At 59.6% G+C, this 18,180-nt stretch carries 16 protein-coding genes; 10 read left to right on the top strand and 6 right to left on the bottom strand.

Annotated elements, in window-relative coordinates:
* Positions 1-37: 37 nt before the first annotated feature.
* Entirely contained in the window at positions 38-2,230 is a 2,193-nt protein-coding gene (locus AB4O41_RS19430; RefSeq protein ID WP_460144329.1) for a malate synthase G, read from the bottom strand.
* Here AB4O41_RS19430 and AB4O41_RS19435 point away from each other — a divergent pair.
* Entirely contained in the window at positions 2,213-2,479 is a 267-nt protein-coding gene (locus AB4O41_RS19435; RefSeq protein ID WP_148710183.1) for a hypothetical protein, read from the top strand. The genes AB4O41_RS19430 and AB4O41_RS19435 overlap by 18 nt on opposite strands.
* A gap of 320 nt (positions 2,480-2,799) precedes the next feature.
* Entirely contained in the window at positions 2,800-3,318 is a 519-nt protein-coding gene (locus AB4O41_RS19440) for a glycine cleavage system transcriptional repressor (RefSeq protein ID WP_258617666.1), read from the top strand.
* 215 nt (positions 3,319-3,533) lie between these two features.
* On the opposite strand, the gene rarD is transcribed toward AB4O41_RS19440, so the two are convergent.
* The 5 genes from rarD to AB4O41_RS19465 form a co-directional block, all read right to left on the bottom strand.
* The gene (gene rarD / locus AB4O41_RS19445; RefSeq protein ID WP_460144330.1) at positions 3,534-4,421 is read right to left on the bottom strand and encodes an EamA family transporter RarD; all 888 of its coding nucleotides are present in this window, start codon (positions 4,419-4,421) and stop codon (positions 3,534-3,536) included.
* Positions 4,422-4,594: 173 nt separating this feature from the next.
* Complete coding sequence (locus tag AB4O41_RS19450) at positions 4,595-5,569, bottom strand: serine/threonine protein kinase (protein ID WP_123357589.1); 975 nt, start codon at positions 5,567-5,569, stop codon at positions 4,595-4,597.
* 194 nt (positions 5,570-5,763) lie between these two features.
* A complete protein-coding gene (locus AB4O41_RS19455) occupies positions 5,764-7,665 on the bottom strand; it encodes a PhoX family protein (protein ID WP_460144331.1) in 1,902 nt (633 codons plus the stop codon).
* A gap of 103 nt (positions 7,666-7,768) precedes the next feature.
* Positions 7,769-8,533 carry a TOBE domain-containing protein gene (locus AB4O41_RS19460; protein ID WP_460144332.1) on the bottom strand — a complete coding sequence of 255 codons (765 nt, stop codon included), beginning with the start codon at positions 8,531-8,533 and terminating at the stop codon, positions 7,769-7,771.
* A gap of 63 nt (positions 8,534-8,596) precedes the next feature.
* The gene (locus AB4O41_RS19465) at positions 8,597-9,337 is read right to left on the bottom strand and encodes a ComF family protein (RefSeq protein WP_460144333.1); all 741 of its coding nucleotides are present in this window, start codon (positions 9,335-9,337) and stop codon (positions 8,597-8,599) included.
* A gap of 90 nt (positions 9,338-9,427) precedes the next feature.
* Between AB4O41_RS19465 and bioB the strand changes: the two genes are divergently transcribed.
* The 8 genes from bioB to AB4O41_RS19505 all read left to right on the top strand — a co-directional run bounded on the left by bioB (position 9,428) and on the right by AB4O41_RS19505 (position 18,124).
* On the top strand, positions 9,428-10,483 hold the full coding sequence (gene bioB / locus AB4O41_RS19470; protein ID WP_030129970.1) for a biotin synthase BioB: 1,056 nt from the start codon (positions 9,428-9,430) through the stop codon (positions 10,481-10,483).
* A gap of 240 nt (positions 10,484-10,723) precedes the next feature.
* Positions 10,724-11,902 carry an 8-amino-7-oxononanoate synthase gene (bioF, locus tag AB4O41_RS19475; protein ID WP_460144334.1) on the top strand — a complete coding sequence of 393 codons (1,179 nt, stop codon included), beginning with the start codon at positions 10,724-10,726 and terminating at the stop codon, positions 11,900-11,902.
* On the top strand, positions 11,895-12,626 hold the full coding sequence (locus AB4O41_RS19480) for an alpha/beta fold hydrolase (RefSeq protein ID WP_460144335.1): 732 nt from the start codon (positions 11,895-11,897) through the stop codon (positions 12,624-12,626). The genes bioF and AB4O41_RS19480 overlap by 8 nt, the downstream gene beginning before the upstream one ends.
* Positions 12,619-13,431 carry a malonyl-ACP O-methyltransferase BioC gene (bioC, locus tag AB4O41_RS19485; protein ID WP_460144336.1) on the top strand — a complete coding sequence of 271 codons (813 nt, stop codon included), beginning with the start codon at positions 12,619-12,621 and terminating at the stop codon, positions 13,429-13,431. Before AB4O41_RS19480 ends, bioC begins: the two co-directional genes overlap by 8 nt.
* Positions 13,428-14,108 carry a dethiobiotin synthase gene (gene bioD, locus AB4O41_RS19490; RefSeq protein WP_460144337.1) on the top strand — a complete coding sequence of 227 codons (681 nt, stop codon included), beginning with the start codon at positions 13,428-13,430 and terminating at the stop codon, positions 14,106-14,108. The genes bioC and bioD overlap by 4 nt, the downstream gene beginning before the upstream one ends.
* A 119-nt stretch (positions 14,109-14,227) precedes the next feature.
* Positions 14,228-14,524 (top strand): pyrroloquinoline quinone biosynthesis protein PqqE, encoded by a 297-nt coding sequence (locus AB4O41_RS19495; protein ID WP_460144338.1) that lies wholly within the window; start codon positions 14,228-14,230, stop codon positions 14,522-14,524.
* A 277-nt stretch (positions 14,525-14,801) separates the two neighbouring features.
* Positions 14,802-16,607: a phenylacyl-CoA dehydrogenase gene (locus AB4O41_RS19500; protein ID WP_123357597.1), complete on the top strand. Its 1,806-nt coding sequence runs from the start codon at positions 14,802-14,804 to the stop codon at positions 16,605-16,607.
* Positions 16,608-16,834: 227 nt separating this feature from the next.
* Entirely contained in the window at positions 16,835-18,124 is a 1,290-nt protein-coding gene (locus AB4O41_RS19505) for a GGDEF domain-containing protein (RefSeq protein ID WP_460144339.1), read from the top strand.
* Positions 18,125-18,180: the final 56 nt, after the last annotated feature.

An 18,180-nucleotide genomic window follows, 5' to 3' on the forward strand; every position in this document is an offset into this window, starting at 1 on the left:
CGATCAGGGCTTTTTCATGTCCGGCGTCAGCGTTTACTCAAAGGCCATTGGCAGCCTTGAACTCGCGACGACGACGGTGCAGAACCGGCTCGGTGTAGCCGTTCGGCTGTTTGGTGCCTTCGACCACCAGTTCGACCGCCGCCTGGAAGGCGATGTTGCTGTCGAAATTCGGTGCCAGCGGGCTGTACAGCGGATCGCTGGCGTTCTGACGGTCAACCACCGGCGCCATGCGCTTGAGGCTTTCCATCACCTGATCTTCAGTGACGATGCCGTGGCGCAGCCAGTTGGCGATGTGCTGGCTGGAAATACGCAGCGTCGCACGGTCTTCCATCAGGCCGACGTCATTGATGTCCGGCACTTTCGAGCAACCCACACCCTGGTCGATCCAGCGCACCACGTAACCGAGAATGCCCTGGGCGTTGTTGTCCAGTTCGTTCTTGATCTGCTCCGTGGTCCAGTCTGGATTGACGGCCAACGGGATGGTCAGGATGTCGTCCACCGAAGCGCGAGCGCGTTTGGCCAGTTCGGCCTGACGGGTGAACACATTGACCTTGTGATAGTGCAACGCGTGCAGCGCGGCAGCAGTCGGCGATGGAACCCAAGCGGTGTTGGCTCCGGCCATCGGGTGAGCGATTTTCTGTTCGAGCATCGCTGCCATCAGGTCCGGCATGGCCCACATGCCTTTACCGATCTGGGCGCGACCTTGCAGGCCGGTGCTCAGGCCGATGTCGACGTTCCAGTTCTCGTAGGCGCTGATCCACTTCTCAGCCTTCATGTCGGCCTTGCGCACCATCGGGCCGGCTTCCATGGAGGTATGGATTTCATCGCCCGTGCGGTCGAGGAAGCCAGTGTTGATGAACACCACGCGCTCGGAGGCAGCCTTGATGCAGGCCTTGAGGTTGACCGTGGTACGGCGCTCCTCGTCCATGATCCCGACCTTGAGGGTGTTGCGCGGCAAGTCGAGGACGTCTTCGATGCGACCGAACAGCTCGTTGGTGAACGCAGCTTCTTCCGGGCCGTGCATCTTTGGCTTCACGATATAGACCGAGCCGGTGCGGCTGTTCTTGCGCGAACTGTTGCCGTTGAGGCTGTGAATCGCAGCGAGGCAAGTCACCAGGCCGTCGAGAATACCTTCCGGTACCTCGTTGCCGTCTTTATCGAGGATCGCGTCGATGGTCATCAGATGACCAACGTTGCGCACGAACAACAGCGAGCGACCGTGCAGGCTCAGTTCGCTGCCATCGAGGGCGGTATAGGTGCGATCGGCGTTCATGGTGCGGGTAAAGGTCTGACCGCCCTTGGCGACTTCTTCCGACAGATCGCCCTTCATCAGGCCGAGCCAGTTGCGGTAGATCACCACTTTGTCATCGGCATCGACCGCGGCGACCGAGTCTTCGCAGTCCATGATGGTGGTCAGCGCGGCTTCCATCAGGATGTCTTTGACGCCGGCCGCATCGGTCTGGCCGACCGGGGTGCTGGAGTCGATCTGGATTTCGAAGTGCAGGCCGTTGTTTTTCAGCAGGATCGCGGTCGGTGCAGCAGCATCACCGTGGAAACCGATCAGTTGGGCATCGTCGCGCAGGCCAGAGCTCTTCAAAACCGAGTTGCTGCCGCCTTTGAGGGCGACCACCAGTTTGCCGTCAATGATCTTGTAGCCGGTGGAGTCAACGTGGGAGCCAGCAGCCAGTGGCGCGGCTTCGTCGAGGAAGGCACGGGCGAAGGCGATGACCTTGTCGCCGCGAACCTTGTTGTAGCCTTTGCCTTTTTCCGCGCCGTCCGCTTCGCTGATGGCGTCGGTGCCGTAGAGCGCGTCATACAGCGAACCCCAGCGGGCATTCGAGGCGTTGAGCGCGAAGCGCGCATTCATCACCGGTACCACCAACTGTGGGCCGGCCATACGGGCGATTTCGTCATCGACGTTTTGTGTCGTTGCCTGGAAATCAGCCGCTTCTGGCAGCAGATAACCGATGTCTTGCAGGAAGGCTTTGTAGGCCACCGCATCGTGCGCAACACCTGCACGAGCCTGGTGCCAGGCATCGATACGTGCCTGGAAATCATCGCGTTTGGCGAGTAGGGCTTTGTTCTTCGGCGCCAGGTCATGGATGACCTTGTCGGCACCGGCCCAGAACGTGTCGGCGGTGAGGCCGGTACCGGGAATGGCTTCGTTGTTCACGAAGTCGAACAGGACTTTGGCGACCTGCAGGCCACCGACTTGAACGTGTTCAGTCATTGCTTGCCTCACTCTGCTCAGCTATTTCGCTTTTCAGCTCTTCAATTTAACAATGAAGCCTCTGGCCATTTAAACCACAAACCCATCTACCAGTACATGCCATTGCTGGCGGCTGGGTTCGATCCGATCAACGGCTTTGCGGCCTTGCTGACAGGGCTTTCAGGGGTTGCGGCGGCACCTGCGGCAGACATCGATCCAGCGTTATGTAGTGCGCGCTGCGGCATACTACATGATGAATTGCGGTTGTGAAAATTAGACTAATTACGTCGTTCTGCGACCCCATGACGCATTGCAGTCACGTCGGGGCACGGGATGTTCTCAAAAAACTATTGGATTGTTCCAGTTAAATATAAAAACTTGTACACGATTTATGGTTTGGCAGGATTGTTGGTGGTGCATTCGCGGGCAAGCCTCGCTCCTACAGGTCGGCGTCGTTCATGCCAATGAGGTACACGCCGACCTTGTAGGAGCGAGGCTTGCCCGCGAGGACGCCAGCCGATTCAGCGCAAGATCAACCCTTGCCTATACTTGTTTTTCTATAACAAAAGTCATGACCAGAGGGCTGCGCCATGGACCATCTCGTACTCACTGTAATTGCTCCAGACAAGCCCGGGCAGGTCGAGCGCATTGCTCAATGCATTGCCGAGCACGGCGGTAACTGGCTGGAGAGCCGCATGTCGCGCATGGCCGGACAGTTCGCGGGGATTCTTCGGGTGGGTGTGCCGGCCGAGGCCTACGACGAATTGGTAGACGCCCTACAGGGATTGTCGACCCAGGGTATTCGCGTGCTGATCGCCGAAAGTGGCATCGAACAGTCCTGCACCTGGAAGCCGATTGCCATGGAGCTGGTGGGCAATGATCGTCCGGGAATTGTGCGAGACATTACGCGCCTGCTGAGTGAGCAAGGCGTGAACCTGGAGCAGCTGGTGACCGACGTTCGACCGGCGCCGATGAGCAGCGAGCCGCTGTTCCATGCCGAGGCGATTCTTGCGGTGCCACTAACCTTGTCGCTGGAGGTGCTGCAATCGCGCCTGGAAACCCTGGCGGACGATCTGATGGTCGAACTGGTGCTGCGCAGCGAACCTTGAAAAGGTTATCCAAGTTATACGTGCACCTGCCTGTGGATAACCTGTAGAGACACCTCGCCAGGCCACGTCGGCCGGTGCTCTTCAGGAACTGATCAAAAAACCAGCAGTTTCAGTGAGTTGCGCACAAACGCCGGGGATCACACTGTGGATAACCTTGGGAAGGATGGATGCAGGCCACGTGATACGTGGCCTGTAGAGGTTTGTGCGTTTTCTGATCAGCGGCGGCGACGCAGGCTTATCCACGCGTCGACGCTGTAAACCGCCAGACCGGCCCAGATAAAGATGAACGCCACCAGCGTACTGGACGACAAGTGCTCGCCAAACAACAGAACGGCTTGCAACAACACCAGCGTCGGCGCCAGGTACTGGAGAAAACCGAGGGTGGTGTAGGGCAAGTGCCGTGCGGCGGCGTTGAAACATACCAGCGGCACCAGCGTCACCGGACCTGCAGCCACCAGCCACCAGGCTTCAGAGGTGGTCCAGAATTCGGCTTGCGCGCTGCTCGCCGTCGGATTGAACAGCAACCAGGCGACAGCAATCGGCACCAGCATCCAGGTTTCCACCACCAGCCCCGGCAGCGCCTTGACCGGTGCCTGCTTGCGGATCAGTCCGTAGAAGCCGAAGGTCAATGCAAGCACCAGCGACACCCATGGCAGACTGCCGACTTGCCACACTTGCTGCGCAACACCGACCGCCGCCAGGCCAACCGCCAACCATTGCATGCGCCGCAGCCGTTCGCCGAGGATCAGCATTCCCAACAGCACGTTTACCAGCGGGTTGATGTAGTAACCGAGGCTGGCTTCAAGCATGCGTCCGTTGTTCACCGACCAGACGTAGGTCAGCCAGTTGGCGGCGATCAACGTGCCGCTCAGGGCCAGGATTGCCAGCCGCCGCGGATTCTCCCGCAGCTCACGCCACCAGCCGGGATGCTTCCAGACGAGCAGCAGCAAAGCGCCGAACAGCGCGGACCACAGCACTCGGTGGATGATGATCTCCACGGCGGGTACGTTGGCGATGGCTTTGAAGTAGAGCGGGAACAGACCCCAGATGATGTAGGCACTCAGGCCCAGGATGTACCCGCGACGCGGGTTGGCGGCTTGCATGAGAATCCTTGCTTAGGCAGCTAACAAAAAGGGGATTGTAAGGAGATTTATCTCAATGTGCTGGGTCCTTGTAGGAGCGAGGCTTGCCCGCGAAGAACGATGACGCGGTCCGTCAGACAAACCGCGTCATCGTTCTTCGCGGGCAAGCCTCGCTCCTACAGGTTCGGTGGTGATTAGAAGAGTTTTAGTGGCTCTTCGTTGAGTGCGGCGAGTTGCTCACGCAGCGCCAGTACTTGATCGCCCCAATAGCGCTCGGTGCCGAACCACGGAAAGCTGCGAGGGAAGGCCGGGTCGTCCCAGCGACGGGCGAGCCAGGCGCTGTAATGCATCAGGCGCAAGGCGCGCAGCGGCTCGATCAGCGCCAGTTCTCGCGGGTCGAAGTCGTGGAATTCGTTGTAGCCGTCCATCAATTCCGACAACTGCCCCAGACATTCCTGACGATCACCCGCCAACATCATCCAGATATCCTGCACGGCCGGGCCCATGCGGCAGTCGTCGAGGTCGACGATGTGGAACATCTCATCGCGGCACATCATGTTGCCGGGGTGGCAATCGCCGTGCATGCGGATGTTCTGGTGCGGCGTGGCCTTGTAGACCTCTTCGACACGCTTGAGCAAATCGCGGGCAACGGACTCGTAGGCCGGCAGCAAACTTTTGGGTACGAAATTGCCTTCGAGCAGGGTCGTCAGCGAGTCCTGACCAAAGTTCTTTACCCCCAGCGCTTCACGGTGTTCGAACGGTTTTGTAGCACCGACCGCATGCAGGCGACCCAGCAGTTGCCCCAGGCGATACAGCTGATCGAGATTGCCCGGCTCCGGTGCGCGGCCGCCACGACGGGGAAACAGGGTGAAACGGAAACCGTTGTGTTCGTGCAGGCTGGCACCGTTGTGGATCATCGGCGCGACCACCGGTACGTCGCACTCGGCGAGTTCGAAGGTGAATTGGTGTTCTTCGAGAATCGCTTCGTTGGTCCAGCGTTGCGGACGGTAGAACTTGGCGATCAGCGGCTCGGAGTCTTCGATGCCGACCTGATAGACGCGGTTCTCGTAGCTGTTGAGCGCCAGAATGCGTGCGTCGCTGAGAAAGCCGATGCTTTCGACGGCATCGAGCACGAGGTCTGGGGTGAGCGTTGCAAACGGGTGGGCCATGCTGACTCCTGCGCGCAGCAGGCTGCCGCGTCGGGCCAAACATGGTAGCGCAGACGGGGCTTCTTTAGGGGGATCGTTCCCATGCTCTGCGTGGGAATGCCTCACCGGACGCTCCGCGTCCGATTTTGGGACGCAGAGCGTCCCGGGCTGCATTCCCACGCAGAGCGTGGGAACGATCATGAGGGGGGCGTTTATCAGGCGCCGACGATCCCGCCATCCTCACGGGAAATCGTCATTACCGAAGACCGCGGCTTGCCGTTGGGCAGGTGCTCAGGGAACGTCGACCCACCGTTTTCCCCCGGATGCTGAATCCCGACAAACAAGGTTTTCTGATCCGGCGAGAAGCTGATCCCCGTCACCTCACAGCCCACCGGGCCGACCATGAAGCGGCGGATCTCGCCCGTCATGGGGTCGGCACAGAGCATCTGGTTATTGCCCATGCCCGCGAAGTCACCGGCGTTGCTCGAATCGCCATCCGTGAGAATCCACAGGCGCCCGTCCTTGTCGAAGCCCAAGCCATCCGGACTGTTGAACATGTTCTGCGGGGTAATGTTCGACGAACCGCCCTTCGGCGTACCGGCGTGGACGCCCGGGTTGCCGGCAACCACAAACAGATCCCAGGCAAAGCTTTTCGAGCCGTGATCGTCGCGGTCGGTGCGCCAGCGCAGAATCTGCCCGTAGACGTTCTTTTCGCGCGGGTTAGGCCCACCCACCGGTTGGCCTTCTTCGCCGCGTTTGGCGTTGTTGGTCAGGGTGCAATAAACCTGGCCATCCTTGGGGCTGACGACGATCCATTCCGGACGGTCCATGCGCGTCGCGCTCACAACGCTGGCTGCGAGGCGTGCATGAATCAGCACTTCGGCCTGATCGGCAAAACCGTTGCTGGCATCGATGCCGTTCTTGCCGTGGGTCAGTTCGATCCACTGGCCTTGGCCTTTCGGGTGATCGGCGTTGCCGTCGCCCGCGTCGAAACGCGCCACGTATAAGGTGCCGTGATCCAGCAAGTCGCGGTTGGCTTTGGGGTTTTTGTGGTTGATCTTGTCGCGGCTGACGAACTTATAGATGAACTCGCCACGTTCGTCGTCGCCCATGTACACCACGGCGCGACCGTCGTTGGTTTCGGCCAGGGCGGCGTTTTCATGTTTGAAGCGGCCCAGCGCGGTGCGTTTGACCGGCGTCGACTGCGGATCGAACGGGTCGATTTCCACTACCCAGCCATGACGATTGAGTTCGTTGGGGTTTTTCGCCAGGTCGAAGCGCGGATCGTGTTGATGCCAGTTGATATCTTTACTGGCCGCCACCGCGCCGTAGCGTTTCTGCGCGGCATCGAACTTCTGCTCGGCATTGCTGCTGCCGAAGCAATCGGTGAAGTTCTCTTCGCAGGTCAGGTAAGTGCCCCACGGCGTCTTGCCATTGGCGCAATTCTGGAAGGTGCCGAGGACATTTTTGCCGTGTTTGTCAGCGCTGGTTTTCATCAGCTCGTGACCGGCCGCCGGACCGCTCAGGCTGATCGGCGCGTTACCGTGAATGCGCCGGTTGTAGCGCGAGCCCTGGACGAATTGCCATTGGCCATTCTTGCGCTGCACTTCGATCACCGACACGCCTTCACAGGCCAGGGCCTTGCGCACATCTTCTGCCGATTGCGGCGTGCCGCCGTGGGGGTAGAGGTAGCGGTAGTTGGTGTATTCGTTGTTGATCGCCATCAGCGCCCGGTCTTTGTCGCCGGGAAATTCGAACAGGCTCATGCCGTCGTTGTTGTCGCCGAACTGGACTTCCTGATGCTCGGCGGTGCCGTTACCGCTCGGGTCGAACGCCGGGCCATTTTTTTGCAATGGCTGCCCCCAGCTGATCAATACCGAGGACTTGTAGCCAGGCGGCAGGGTAATGGCGTCGGTCGTGGCGGCGGCGATGCTATCGAAACCCAACAGTTTGCTGGAGCCCGCGCTGACGCTGGCGGCCAGCACGCTGCGACTCAGCAGGTTGCCACCGAGAAACATCGCTGCACCGCAGAGGGCACCAGCGCTGATGAAGCCTCGACGGCTGAGGCCAACCATCTTTTCGAGGTCGGTGGGTTGGTTGTCTTCTAATAAGCTCACATCAGGCTCCCTGCGGGTTTTTGCAGTCACCTTAATGGTGATCGATGAAGGTTTTGTTGCAGTCACCACAACACACTCCTACAGAGGTTGCGATGCACTTGGGCTAAAGCGGTGTACCCAGCAGAATGTTGGACGGTGCGAATTGCACCAGCACCGGTTTGCCAGCGGCAAGCTCGAGGGTTTTCAAGTGCAGAGGCTCGGCCAGGGCGCAAAGTGTCTGGCCATTAGGCAGGCCGATGCGCACTTCGCTGGGGCCGTCATCGGCGTCGAGGATTTCTTCGATCATGCCCTTCAGACAATTGTTGCCGGGCGTCGCGGCTTGATCGATGCCCAGCAGTTCCAGCCAGCCAGCCTTGATCAGTGCCACCACTTCGGTGCCGGTTTGCAGTTCCAGACGCAGAGTGCTGTCGTGGGTGATCTGCGCATCGATACGCAAGCCTTCGGCCAGTTCAAGACGGATCCGGTCGTTGCGCCCTTGTGTATCGATCGCCACGACCTTGCCGTGTAGTTGGTTGCGTGCGCTGGTTCTGAGCATCAGTCGCCCGAGCAGGTCCAGGTCACTGGCCTCTTCAGCAGCTTCCAGTACCTGGGCCTGCAAGGCTTGCAGCTTTTGATACAGACGCAACACGCGTTCGCCTTCGCTGGACAGTTTGGCGCCACCGCCGCCCTTGCCGCCGACACTGCGCTCTACCAGCGGTTTCTGCGCGAGGTTGTTCAGCTCGTCGATGGCATCCCACGCCGCTTTGTAACTCAGGCCCGCGCTTTTCGCGGCGCGGGTGATTGAGCCTTGTTCGGCGATGTGTTGCAGCAGCGCGATGCGCTGCGGGCGACGGACAATGTGTTGGGACAACAACGTAGGCAAGGACATGGCGAGACGCTTTGGGCTGTGACGATGGATAGGACGTTGGCGGCTTGAGGTGCGGGAGTCAAGTCAGCCCTCATCGCCAGGTTTGGGTGTACGGGCCAGGCAGTAGACATCGACTCGCGCGGCCCCCGCATCCATCAACAAGCGAGCCAAGGCCTGGGCGGTGGCGCCGGTAGTTAGCACGTCGTCGACCAATGCGAGGTGGCGGCCCTTGATCGAAGCCACGGGCGCGAGGGCAAAGGCGTGGCGCAGGTTCTTTTTACGTTCGTCGGCATTCAGCTCTTGTTGCGCGCTTGTGTCCTGGATTCTCAGCAACAGCGTTTCATCACAAGGAATGTCGAGGCTGGCGCTGAGCCAGCGGGCGAGCATCGCCGCCTGGTTGAAACCTCGCTGGCGCAGACGTTTGGTGGCAAGAGGTACCGGTATCAGCGCATCGGGCCGGCCCAGATCCTCATCGAAACGATGTTGCAGGAATTGAGCGAGAAGTTCGGCGAGCAGGCGGCCAAATGGCCATTTCGCGCTGTGCTTAAAGCGCGTGATCAAACTGTCGACAGGAAAGCTGTAAGTCCAGGGCGCGGCGACTCGTTCGAAGGCCGGCGGTAGTTTTAAACATTGGCCACACGTCAGGCCCGCCGCCGGTAAGGGCAGGGCGCATGTTTGGCAGTGATCGCCAAGCCAAGGCAGGTCAGTTTCGCAGGCCATACAGATTGGCCTGATATCCTCGGCCGCTTCGTTGCAAAGTAAGCAGTGTTGGTTATTGTTTAACCAGATGTAAACCGGTCCTACGTAACGTGGTTGACAGCGCATCACTCTTCCTTAAATATGCCGAACATCCGTGTCGCGTCTGTGGGTATTCCATTCCCCAGCCGCTTGCCAAGCATAAACAAGGAAACGCCCATGAGCGCCAGCACCACTGCAACCCTGCGTCATGATTGGTCTTTGGCCGAAGTCAAAGCACTCTTCGTTCAGCCATTCAACGACCTGCTGTTCCAGGCGCAGACGGTGCACCGCGCGCATTTCGACGCCAACCGCGTTCAGGTGTCGACGCTGCTGTCGATCAAGACCGGTGCGTGCCCTGAAGATTGCAAATATTGTCCGCAGTCCGGCCACTACAACACTGGCCTGGAAAAAGAAAAACTGATGGAAGTGCAGAAGGTCCTCGAAGAGGCCGCTCGTGCCAAGGCCATCGGTTCGACCCGTTTCTGCATGGGCGCGGCGTGGAAACACCCGTCGGCCAAAGACATGCCTTACGTGCTGAAGATGGTCGAAGGCGTGAAAGCGTTGGGTCTGGAAACCTGCATGACCCTCGGTCGCCTGGATCAGGATCAGACCGAAGCACTGGCCAAGGCCGGTCTCGACTACTACAACCACAACCTCGACACTTCGCCTGAGTTCTACGGCAGCATCATCACCACCCGTACGTACAGCGAACGCCTGCAAACGCTGGCCTACGTGCGTGATTCGGGGATGAAGATCTGCTCCGGCGGCATTCTCGGCATGGGTGAGTCCCTCGACGACCGCGCCAACCTGTTGATCCAGTTGGCCAACCTGCCCGAGCATCCGGAATCGGTGCCGATCAACATGCTGGTGAAAGTTGCCGGTACGCCGCTGGAAAATGCCGACGACGTTGACCCGTTCGACTTCATCCGCATGCTCGCTGTCGCTCGCATCCTGATGCCGAAATCCCACGTGCGCCTGTCCGCTGGCCGTGAAGCGATGAACGAACAGATGCAGGCTCTGGCGTTCTTTGCTGGCGCCAACTCGATTTTCTACGGCGAAAAACTGCTGACCACCGCCAACCCGCAGGCGGACAAGGACATGCAACTGTTCTCGCGTCTGGGCATCCTGCCGGAAGCGCGCGAAGAGCACGCCGACGAAGTGCATCAGGCCGCCATCGAACAGGCACTGGTGGAGCAGAAGAGCAGCGAGCAGTTCTATAACGCAGCTGTCTGAAGCCTCCACCGATTCCTCAGAAGGAATGCAAAACCCCTGTGGGAGCGAGCCTGCTCGCGATAGCCATTAGATATTCAACATGGATATTGGATGTCATGGCCTCATCGCGAGCAGGCTCGCTCCCACAAGGAACTGCGTAGAACCCTGTGGGAGCGTGGCTTGCCCGCGATGGCCGTGACTCGGTTTCCAGCCAAGCCCATTGTTCCTGCATCAGATTGTGAAATGACCTTCGAGGCCTGCATGTCTTTCGATCTCAGCGCACGCCTTGCTGCCCGTCGTGCCGAAAACCTTTATCGCCAGCGCCCATTGCTCGAAAGCCCGCAAGGCCCGGAAGTGGTGGTCGATGGTCAGCCGTTGCTGGCGTTCTGTAACAACGATTACCTGGGCCTGGCCAATCATCCGCAAGTGATCGAAGCCTGGCGCGCCGGCGCATCGCGTTGGGGCGTGGGCGGTGGCGCTTCGCATCTGGTGATCGGCCACAGCGGCCCGCATCACGCACTGGAAGAAGCCCTCGCCGAGTTCACCGGCCGCCCGCGAGCGTTGCTGTTCACCACCGGTTACATGGCCAACCTCGGCGCAGTCACCGCACTGGTCGGGCAGGGCGATACGGTGCTGGAAGACCGTCTCAATCATGCGTCGTTGCTGGATGCGGGGCTGTTGTCCGGTGCGCGTTTCAATCGCTATCTGCATAACGACGCGGCCAGTCTGGCCAAGCGCCTTGAGAAGGCCACCGGCAATGCGCTGGTGGTTACCGATGGCGTGTTCAGCATGGACGGTGACATCGCCGATCTGCCGGCGCTGGCGCGCGAAGCCAAGGCCAAAGGCGCCTGGCTGATGGTCGATGATGCTCACGGTTTTGGTCCGCTGGGTGCCAATGGCGGCGGGATCGTCGAGCATTTCGGTCTGAGTCAGGAAGACGTGCCGGTGTTGGTCGGCACCCTCGGCAAGGCTTTCGGTACGGCCGGTGCTTTTGTGGCTGGTAGTGAAGAGTTGATCGAAAGCCTGATCCAGTTCGCTCGCCCTTACATCTACACCACCAGCCAACCGCCAGCGCTGGCCTGCGCGACGCTGAAAAGCCTGGAGCTGTTGCGCAGCGAACACTGGCGACGCGACCATCTGCAGACGCTGATTCGGCAGTTCCGCCAAGGCGCCGAACAGATTGGCCTGGAGTTGATGGACAGCTTCACGCCGATCCAGCCGATCATGATCGGCGACGCCGGACGCGCAGTTCGACTGTCGCAGATGCTGCGCGAACGCGGGCTGATGGTGACTGCGATTCGTCCACCGACTGTGCCCGCGGGCAGCGCACGTTTGCGCGTAACCCTGACCGCCGCTCACAGCGAGGCACAGGTACAGCTATTGTTAAATGGACTGGCCGATTGTTTTCAACAACTGGGACCGGAGCCAAGCCATGCGTGATCGTCTGATTCTGCTGCCGGGTTGGGGTCTCGGGATTTCGCCGCTGGAACCCTTGGCAGCTGCCTTGCAGGGTTTGGATGAGCACCTGCGCGTCGAGATCGAGCCGTTGCCGGAACTGGAATCGAGCGACCTTGAAGAATGGCTCGATGAGTTGGACTCGACGTTGCCACAGGATGCCTGGCTCGGTGGCTGGTCATTGGGTGGCATGCTGGCGTCCGAGTTGGCGGCGCGACGCGGTGACCGCTGCTGTGGCTTGGTGACGCTGGCGAGTAACCCTTCTTTTGTCGCCCATGAGCAGTGGCCGAGCGCGATGCCCGGCGAAACCTTCGATGCGTTTCTGGCCGGCTGCAAGGCTGACTCGCGCATGACGTTGAAACGCTTTTCGCTGTTGTGCACCCAAGGTGCCGAAGACCCGCGCGGAATGTCGCGACTGTTGCTCGCTGGCGCACCGCATACGTCTTCGCCGGTGCTGATGAGCGGCCTGGAGTTGCTCGCACAATTGGATACCCGGCAAGCCTTGCAAGCGTTTCGCGGCCCGCAACTGCACTTGTTTGGCGGCCTCGACGGGCTGGTCCCGGCCGAAGCGGCGCAAGACTTGCTGACGTTGCTACCGGATGTCGAAATCGGCCTGATTGAACAGGCCAGCCACGCGTTTCTTCTGGAGGACCCCCACGGTGTGGCGGGGGCGATTCAGGCCTTTTTGCATGAGTTCGGTGATGACTGATTTATCCCTTCCCAACCTGCCCGGCGGATTGCCCGACAAACGCCAGGTGGCGGCATCCTTTTCCCGTGCGGCGGCGAGCTACGACAGCGTGGCCGAATTGCAGCGCGACGTGGGCGGCGAGTTGTTGCGTCGGTTGCCGGAAGATTTTGTTCCTGCTCGTTGGCTGGATATGGGCTGCGGCACCGGGTATTTCAGCCGAGCCTTGGCGCAGAGGTTTCCTGCGAGCGCTGGCGTGGCGTTAGACATTGCAGAAGGCATGCTCAATCACGCCCGCCCCTTGGGCGGCGCGGCCCATTTCATCGCGGGCGATGCCGAGCGCTTACCGTTGCAGGACTCAACCTGCGATCTGGTCTTCTCCAGCCTGGCGGTGCAATGGTGCGCGGATTTCTCCTCGGTGCTCAATGAAGCGTATCGGGTACTGAAACCGGGCGGAATTTTCGCGTTTGCTAGTCTGTGTGTAGGCACTCTGTACGAATTGCGCGACAGCTGGCGTCAGGTGGATGGCATGGTGCACGTCAACCGCTTCCGCGAGTTCGGTGTTTACCAACAGCTTTGCGCGGGCAGCGGCTTGAAGGTCGTCAGCCTCGAAACGCAACCGCATGTGTTGCATTACCCCGATGTCCGCAGCCTGACCCATGAGCTCAAGGCTCTTGGGGCGCACAATCTGAACCCCGGTCGGCCGGGCGGTTTGACCGGCAGGGCGCGGATTCTCGGCCTGATCGAGGCTTACGAGCAGTATCGTCAGGCACAGGGACTGCCGGCGACTTATCAAGTGGTTTACGCCGTGTTGGAGAAACCCTTATGAGCGCAGCCTATTTCATCACCGGTACTGACACCGATGTCGGCAAGACCACCGTCGCCGCAGGTTTGCTGCATGCCGCGCGGTTGGCGGGCTTGAGCACGGCAGCGGGCAAACCGGTGGCCTCGGGTTGCGACCTGACGCCCAAGGGTTTGCGCAACGCCGATGCGCTGGCACTGTTTGCCGAGTGCTCGATACCGTTGACCTACGATCAGGTCAATCCGGTCGCGTTCGAACCGGCGATTGCACCGCATCTGGCGGCACGGGAAGCTGGCGTGGCGTTGACCGTGCAATCCCTGTTGACACCGATGCGACAGATTCTCGATATGCAGGCGGACTTCACCTTGATCGAAGGCGCTGGCGGCTGGCGAGTGCCGTTGGCGGACCAGGACAATCTGTCGGACCTGGCCATGGCGCTGGGTCTGCCGGTAATCCTGGTGGTCGGCGTGCGGCTGGGTTGCATCAATCATGCACTGCTGACAGCCGAGGCGATCGCACGGGATGGTTTGCAGTTGGCGGGGTGGGTGGCCAACATCATCGATCCGAAGACCTCGCGCCTGGAAGAGAACCTCGCGACGCTGGCCGAGCGCATTCCCGCGCCGTGCCTGGGACGGGTGCCGAAACTCAAGTCGGTAACGGCCGAAGCGGTGGCCGAACATCTGCAGCTGGATCTGCTGGACTGATTGTTGGCTTGGGGTTTTACCTATGGCAAGGCACTGTGCCATTAGTGTTTTTGTCGGGCCTTTTGTCGGCGTGTCTGGTTCAATGGCTGCTGTTGATCCTTTGTCGGACGAGTTCTCCCATGGAAATCTCAGGAAACACCGCTTTTTATGCCGGTCTGAGCACTATTCAGACAGGGCAGAACCGTGTCGATCAGGCTTCGGGGCAGATCGCCAACAACACCATCGAGCGTTCGGTCACCAGTCAATCCTCCGAGGTTCAGGTTGATCGTCTGCGTTCGGTAGACCGCAGCCAGCAATCGGATCTGACCAGCAACATGGTCGAGATGGCTCAGGGCAAGTTCCAGGTGGAGCTGGGCGTCAAAGTCGCCAAGGCATCCGATGAAATGCTCGGTACGCTGATCGATACCTACGCCTGATCTCTCGCTGAATCCGCTACTCCAACGCCGCGCCTGTGCGCGGCGTTTTTCTGCGTAAGTCCTTCTCCCTCAACTAATCTCTCCTACATGGCGTGTTGCTCAGTCAACGGCGTTGCGCAACTGCGTGGCCGAGGTTTTCATGGTGCGATGACGAACGGCAAAAGATCGGCGCTTGACAAGAATTGGGCGTAAACGTATGTTTCAAACAACTGTTTGACCGTCACAACAAATCAACGCGGTCGTTCATTCCCGGTTACATCAGCAGAGGTTTATCGCTATGCCTGACTACAAGGCCCCCTTGCGTGATATTCGCTTCGTTCGTGACGAACTGCTCGGCTACGAAGCGCACTATCAGAGCCTTCCGGCTTGTGCAGACGCAACTCCAGACATGGTTGACGCCATTCTCGAAGAAGGCGCCAAGTTTTGTGAGCAGGTGCTGGCTCCGCTGAACCGCGTGGGTGATACCGAAGGCTGCACCTGGAGCGAGTCCGGCGTTAAAACCCCGACCGGTTTCAAAGAAGCCTACAAGCAATTCGTTGAAGGCGGCTGGCCAAGCCTGGCTCACGACGTAGAGCACGGCGGCCAAGGCCTGCCAGAGTCTCTGGGTCTGGCAGTCAGCGAAATGGTTGGCGAAGCCAACTGGTCGTGGGGCATGTACCCAGGCCTGTCCCATGGCGCAATGAACACCATTTCCGAACACGGTACGCCTGAGCAACAAGAGGCTTACCTGACCAAACTGGTTTCCGGCGAATGGACCGGCACCATGTGCCTGACCGAACCGCACTGCGGCACCGACCTGGGCATGCTGCGCACCAAGGCCGAGCCTCAGGCCGACGGTTCCTACAAAGTTTCCGGCACCAAGATCTTCATCTCGGCCGGCGAACACGACATGGCCGACAACATCGTCCACATCGTTCTGGCACGTCTGCCGGATGCACCGGCCGGCACCAAAGGCATTTCGCTGTTCATCGTTCCGAAATTCCTGCCAAACGCAGACGGCTCGATCGGCGCACGTAACGCTGTGACCTGCGGTTCGCTGGAACACAAGATGGGCATCCACGGCAACGCCACCTGCGTGATGAACTTCGACGCGGCCACCGGTTACCTGATCGGCCCGGCGAACAAAGGCCTGAACTGCATGTTCACCTTTATGAACACCGCACGTCTGGGGACTGCGCTGCAAGGCTTGGCACACGCCGAGATCGGCTTCCAGGGCGGCCTGAAATACGCTCGCGATCGCCTGCAAATGCGCTCCCTGACTGGCCCGAAAGCGCCGGACAAAGCCGCTGACCCGATCATCGTTCACCCTGATGTACGTCGCATGCTGTTGACCATGAAGGCTTTCGCCGAAGGCAACCGTGCGATGGTTTACTTCACCGCCAAGCAAGTCGACATCGTCAAGTACGGCGTCGATGAAGAAGAGAAGAAGAAAGCCGACGCACTGCTGGCCTTCATGACGCCGATCGCTAAAGCCTTCATGACTGAAGTCGGTTTCGAATCCGCTAACCACGGCGTACAAATCTACGGCGGTCACGGCTTCATCGCCGAGTGGGGCATGGAGCAGAACGTTCGCGACAGCCGCATTTCGATGCTGTACGAAGGCACCACAGGTATCCAGGCACTCGACCTGCTGGGCCGTAAAGTGCTGATGACTCAAGGCGAAGCGCTCAAAGGCTTCACCAAGATCGTCCACAAGTTCTGCCAGACCAACGAAGGCAATGCCGCGGTCAAAGAGTTTGTCGAGCCATTGGCTGCGCTGAACAAAGAGTGGGGCGAGCTGACCATGAAGGTCGGTATGGCTGCCATGAAAGATCGCGAAGAAGTCGGCGCCGCGTCGGTGGACTACCTGATGTACTCCGGTTACGCCTGCCTGGCCTACTTCTGGGCTGACATGGCGCGTCTGGCTGCCGAGAAACTGGCGGCTGGTACCACTGAAGAGGCGTTCTACACCGCCAAGCTGCAGACTGCGCGCTTCTACTTCCAGCGCATCCTGCCGCGTACCCGCACTCATGTTGTAACCATGCTGTCGGGCGCCAACAATCTGATGGACATGAAAGAAGAAGACTTCGCACTGGGTTACTAAGCCCTACGCAGTCCTTCATAAAGCCGCTGCTTCCTCGGGAGCAGCGGCTTTTTTGTGCCTGACGCAAACGGGCTGAGCCTGTAAATATTCCTGACTAAAACGCTAAGAAGAACACCATTGCTGCCGTTAAAGAGGATGGCGATGTGACACATGTCACATTGCACGTGCTTAGCTGTTCTAAATGCAGGCACAATGCCATCTTTGTTTGCCGGGTCGGAGCTTTACCCTTGCCGCGTTTTTCCGCTGTACGTTTCAGTCATTTTTTGCCATCGCTGCTGTTGCTGCTCGCGGGGCTTGCGGCTGCCTACGTCAAGGATCTCAACGTCTTCTTCACTTCGCTGTTCAACGTTCTGCCTACTCTGGTGCTGTTACTCGGCGGAGCGTATTGCGCGGTTTACCGACGTCAGCGTGAACTGTTTCTGATGGTCACGGTGTACATCGCCTACTTCCTGCTCGACACCCAGACCGACTACTACCGCGACAACGGTAAAGTCCGTGAAGACGCCGCCGTGGTTTTCCATCTGTGCTGTCTGTTGCTGCCGTTGCTCTTTGGCTTGTTCGCCGCCTGGCAGGAGCGTACTCACCTGTTCCAGGACATGGTGGCGCGCTTCGCCGTATTGTTGGCGTTCGGCAGCGTGGCGCTGGGGCTGGAACAAAGTTACCCACAGGCGCTGCTGATATGGCTTTCGGAGATCCGCTGGCCTGCTTTGCATGGCGCCTGGATGAGCTTGATTCAGTTGTCCTACCCGGTATTCATTGCCTCATTCCTGTTACTGGCCTGGCAATACTGGCGCAACCCAAGACCCTTGCATGCTGCGCAATGGGTGGGGCTGTTGGGATTGTTCTGGATGTTGCCGAAAACCTTCATCCTGCCATTCACCCTGAACATCATGTGCAGCCAGGTGATGTTGATGATTGCCGCCGCGGTTGCCCATGAGGCCTATCAGATGGCGTTCCGCGATGAGCTCACTGGTTTGCCGGGCCGTCGTGCCCTGAACGAACGCATGCAACGGCTGGGGCGCAATTATGTGCTGGCCATGGGCGACGTCGATCACTTCAAGAAATTCAACGACACCCACGGCCACGATGTCGGCGACCAAGTGCTGCGATTGGTCGCCAGCAAGTTGTCGAAAATCAGCGGGGGCGGTAGGGCCTATCGCTACGGCGGTGAAGAATTTGCTTTGGTATTCGCAGGCAAAACCCTCGAAGAGTGCATGCCGCACCTGGAAGTCATTCGCGAATCCATCGCCACCTACAACATCCAGCTGCGCAATCAGGACAACCGTCCCCAGGATGACCAGCAGGGACGCCAGCGTCGCGGGGGTTCAGGCGCCTCGAGTGTATCCGTCACGGTCAGCATCGGTGTCGCCGAGCGGTTGGAACAGCGCACGCCGGAAGAAGTGCTCAAATCCGCTGACCAGGCGCTTTACAGCGCCAAAGGCGCGGGGCGGAACTGTGTGATGGCTTTCGGTCAGAACCGCCGTGGGGCGGTGCGCATGGACGCCGCTGCGGGTTGAGTGATGACGGCGCATTCAGCGTCTGGACTGTGATTGTGAGGCGTGGTGCGCGGCAG

The organism is Pseudomonas sp. S2_A02 (assembly GCF_054668495.1).

Bases quoted from the DNA above. Each gene is read 5' to 3' on its own strand.
- AB4O41_RS19430 (WP_460144329.1), bottom strand. From the start codon at position 2,230: ATGACTGAACACGTTCAAGTCGGTGGCCTGCAGGTCGCCAAAGTCCTG.
- AB4O41_RS19440 (WP_258617666.1), top strand. From the start codon at position 2,800: ATGGACCATCTCGTACTCACTGTAATTGCTCCAGACAAGCCCGGGCAG.
- rarD (WP_460144330.1), bottom strand. From the start codon at position 4,421: ATGCAAGCCGCCAACCCGCGTCGCGGGTACATCCTGGGCCTGAGTGCC.
- AB4O41_RS19450 (WP_123357589.1), bottom strand. From the start codon at position 5,569: ATGGCCCACCCGTTTGCAACGCTCACCCCAGACCTCGTGCTCGATGCC.
- AB4O41_RS19460 (WP_460144332.1), bottom strand. From the start codon at position 8,533: ATGTCCTTGCCTACGTTGTTGTCCCAACACATTGTCCGTCGCCCGCAG.
- AB4O41_RS19465 (WP_460144333.1), bottom strand. From the start codon at position 9,337: ATGCGCTGTCAACCACGTTACGTAGGACCGGTTTACATCTGGTTAAAC.
- bioB (WP_030129970.1), top strand. From the start codon at position 9,428: ATGAGCGCCAGCACCACTGCAACCCTGCGTCATGATTGGTCTTTGGCC.
- bioF (WP_460144334.1), top strand. From the start codon at position 10,724: ATGTCTTTCGATCTCAGCGCACGCCTTGCTGCCCGTCGTGCCGAAAAC.
- AB4O41_RS19480 (WP_460144335.1), top strand. From the start codon at position 11,895: ATGCGTGATCGTCTGATTCTGCTGCCGGGTTGGGGTCTCGGGATTTCG.
- bioC (WP_460144336.1), top strand. From the start codon at position 12,619: ATGACTGATTTATCCCTTCCCAACCTGCCCGGCGGATTGCCCGACAAA.
- bioD (WP_460144337.1), top strand. From the start codon at position 13,428: ATGAGCGCAGCCTATTTCATCACCGGTACTGACACCGATGTCGGCAAG.
- AB4O41_RS19495 (WP_460144338.1), top strand. From the start codon at position 14,228: ATGGAAATCTCAGGAAACACCGCTTTTTATGCCGGTCTGAGCACTATT.
- AB4O41_RS19500 (WP_123357597.1), top strand. From the start codon at position 14,802: ATGCCTGACTACAAGGCCCCCTTGCGTGATATTCGCTTCGTTCGTGAC.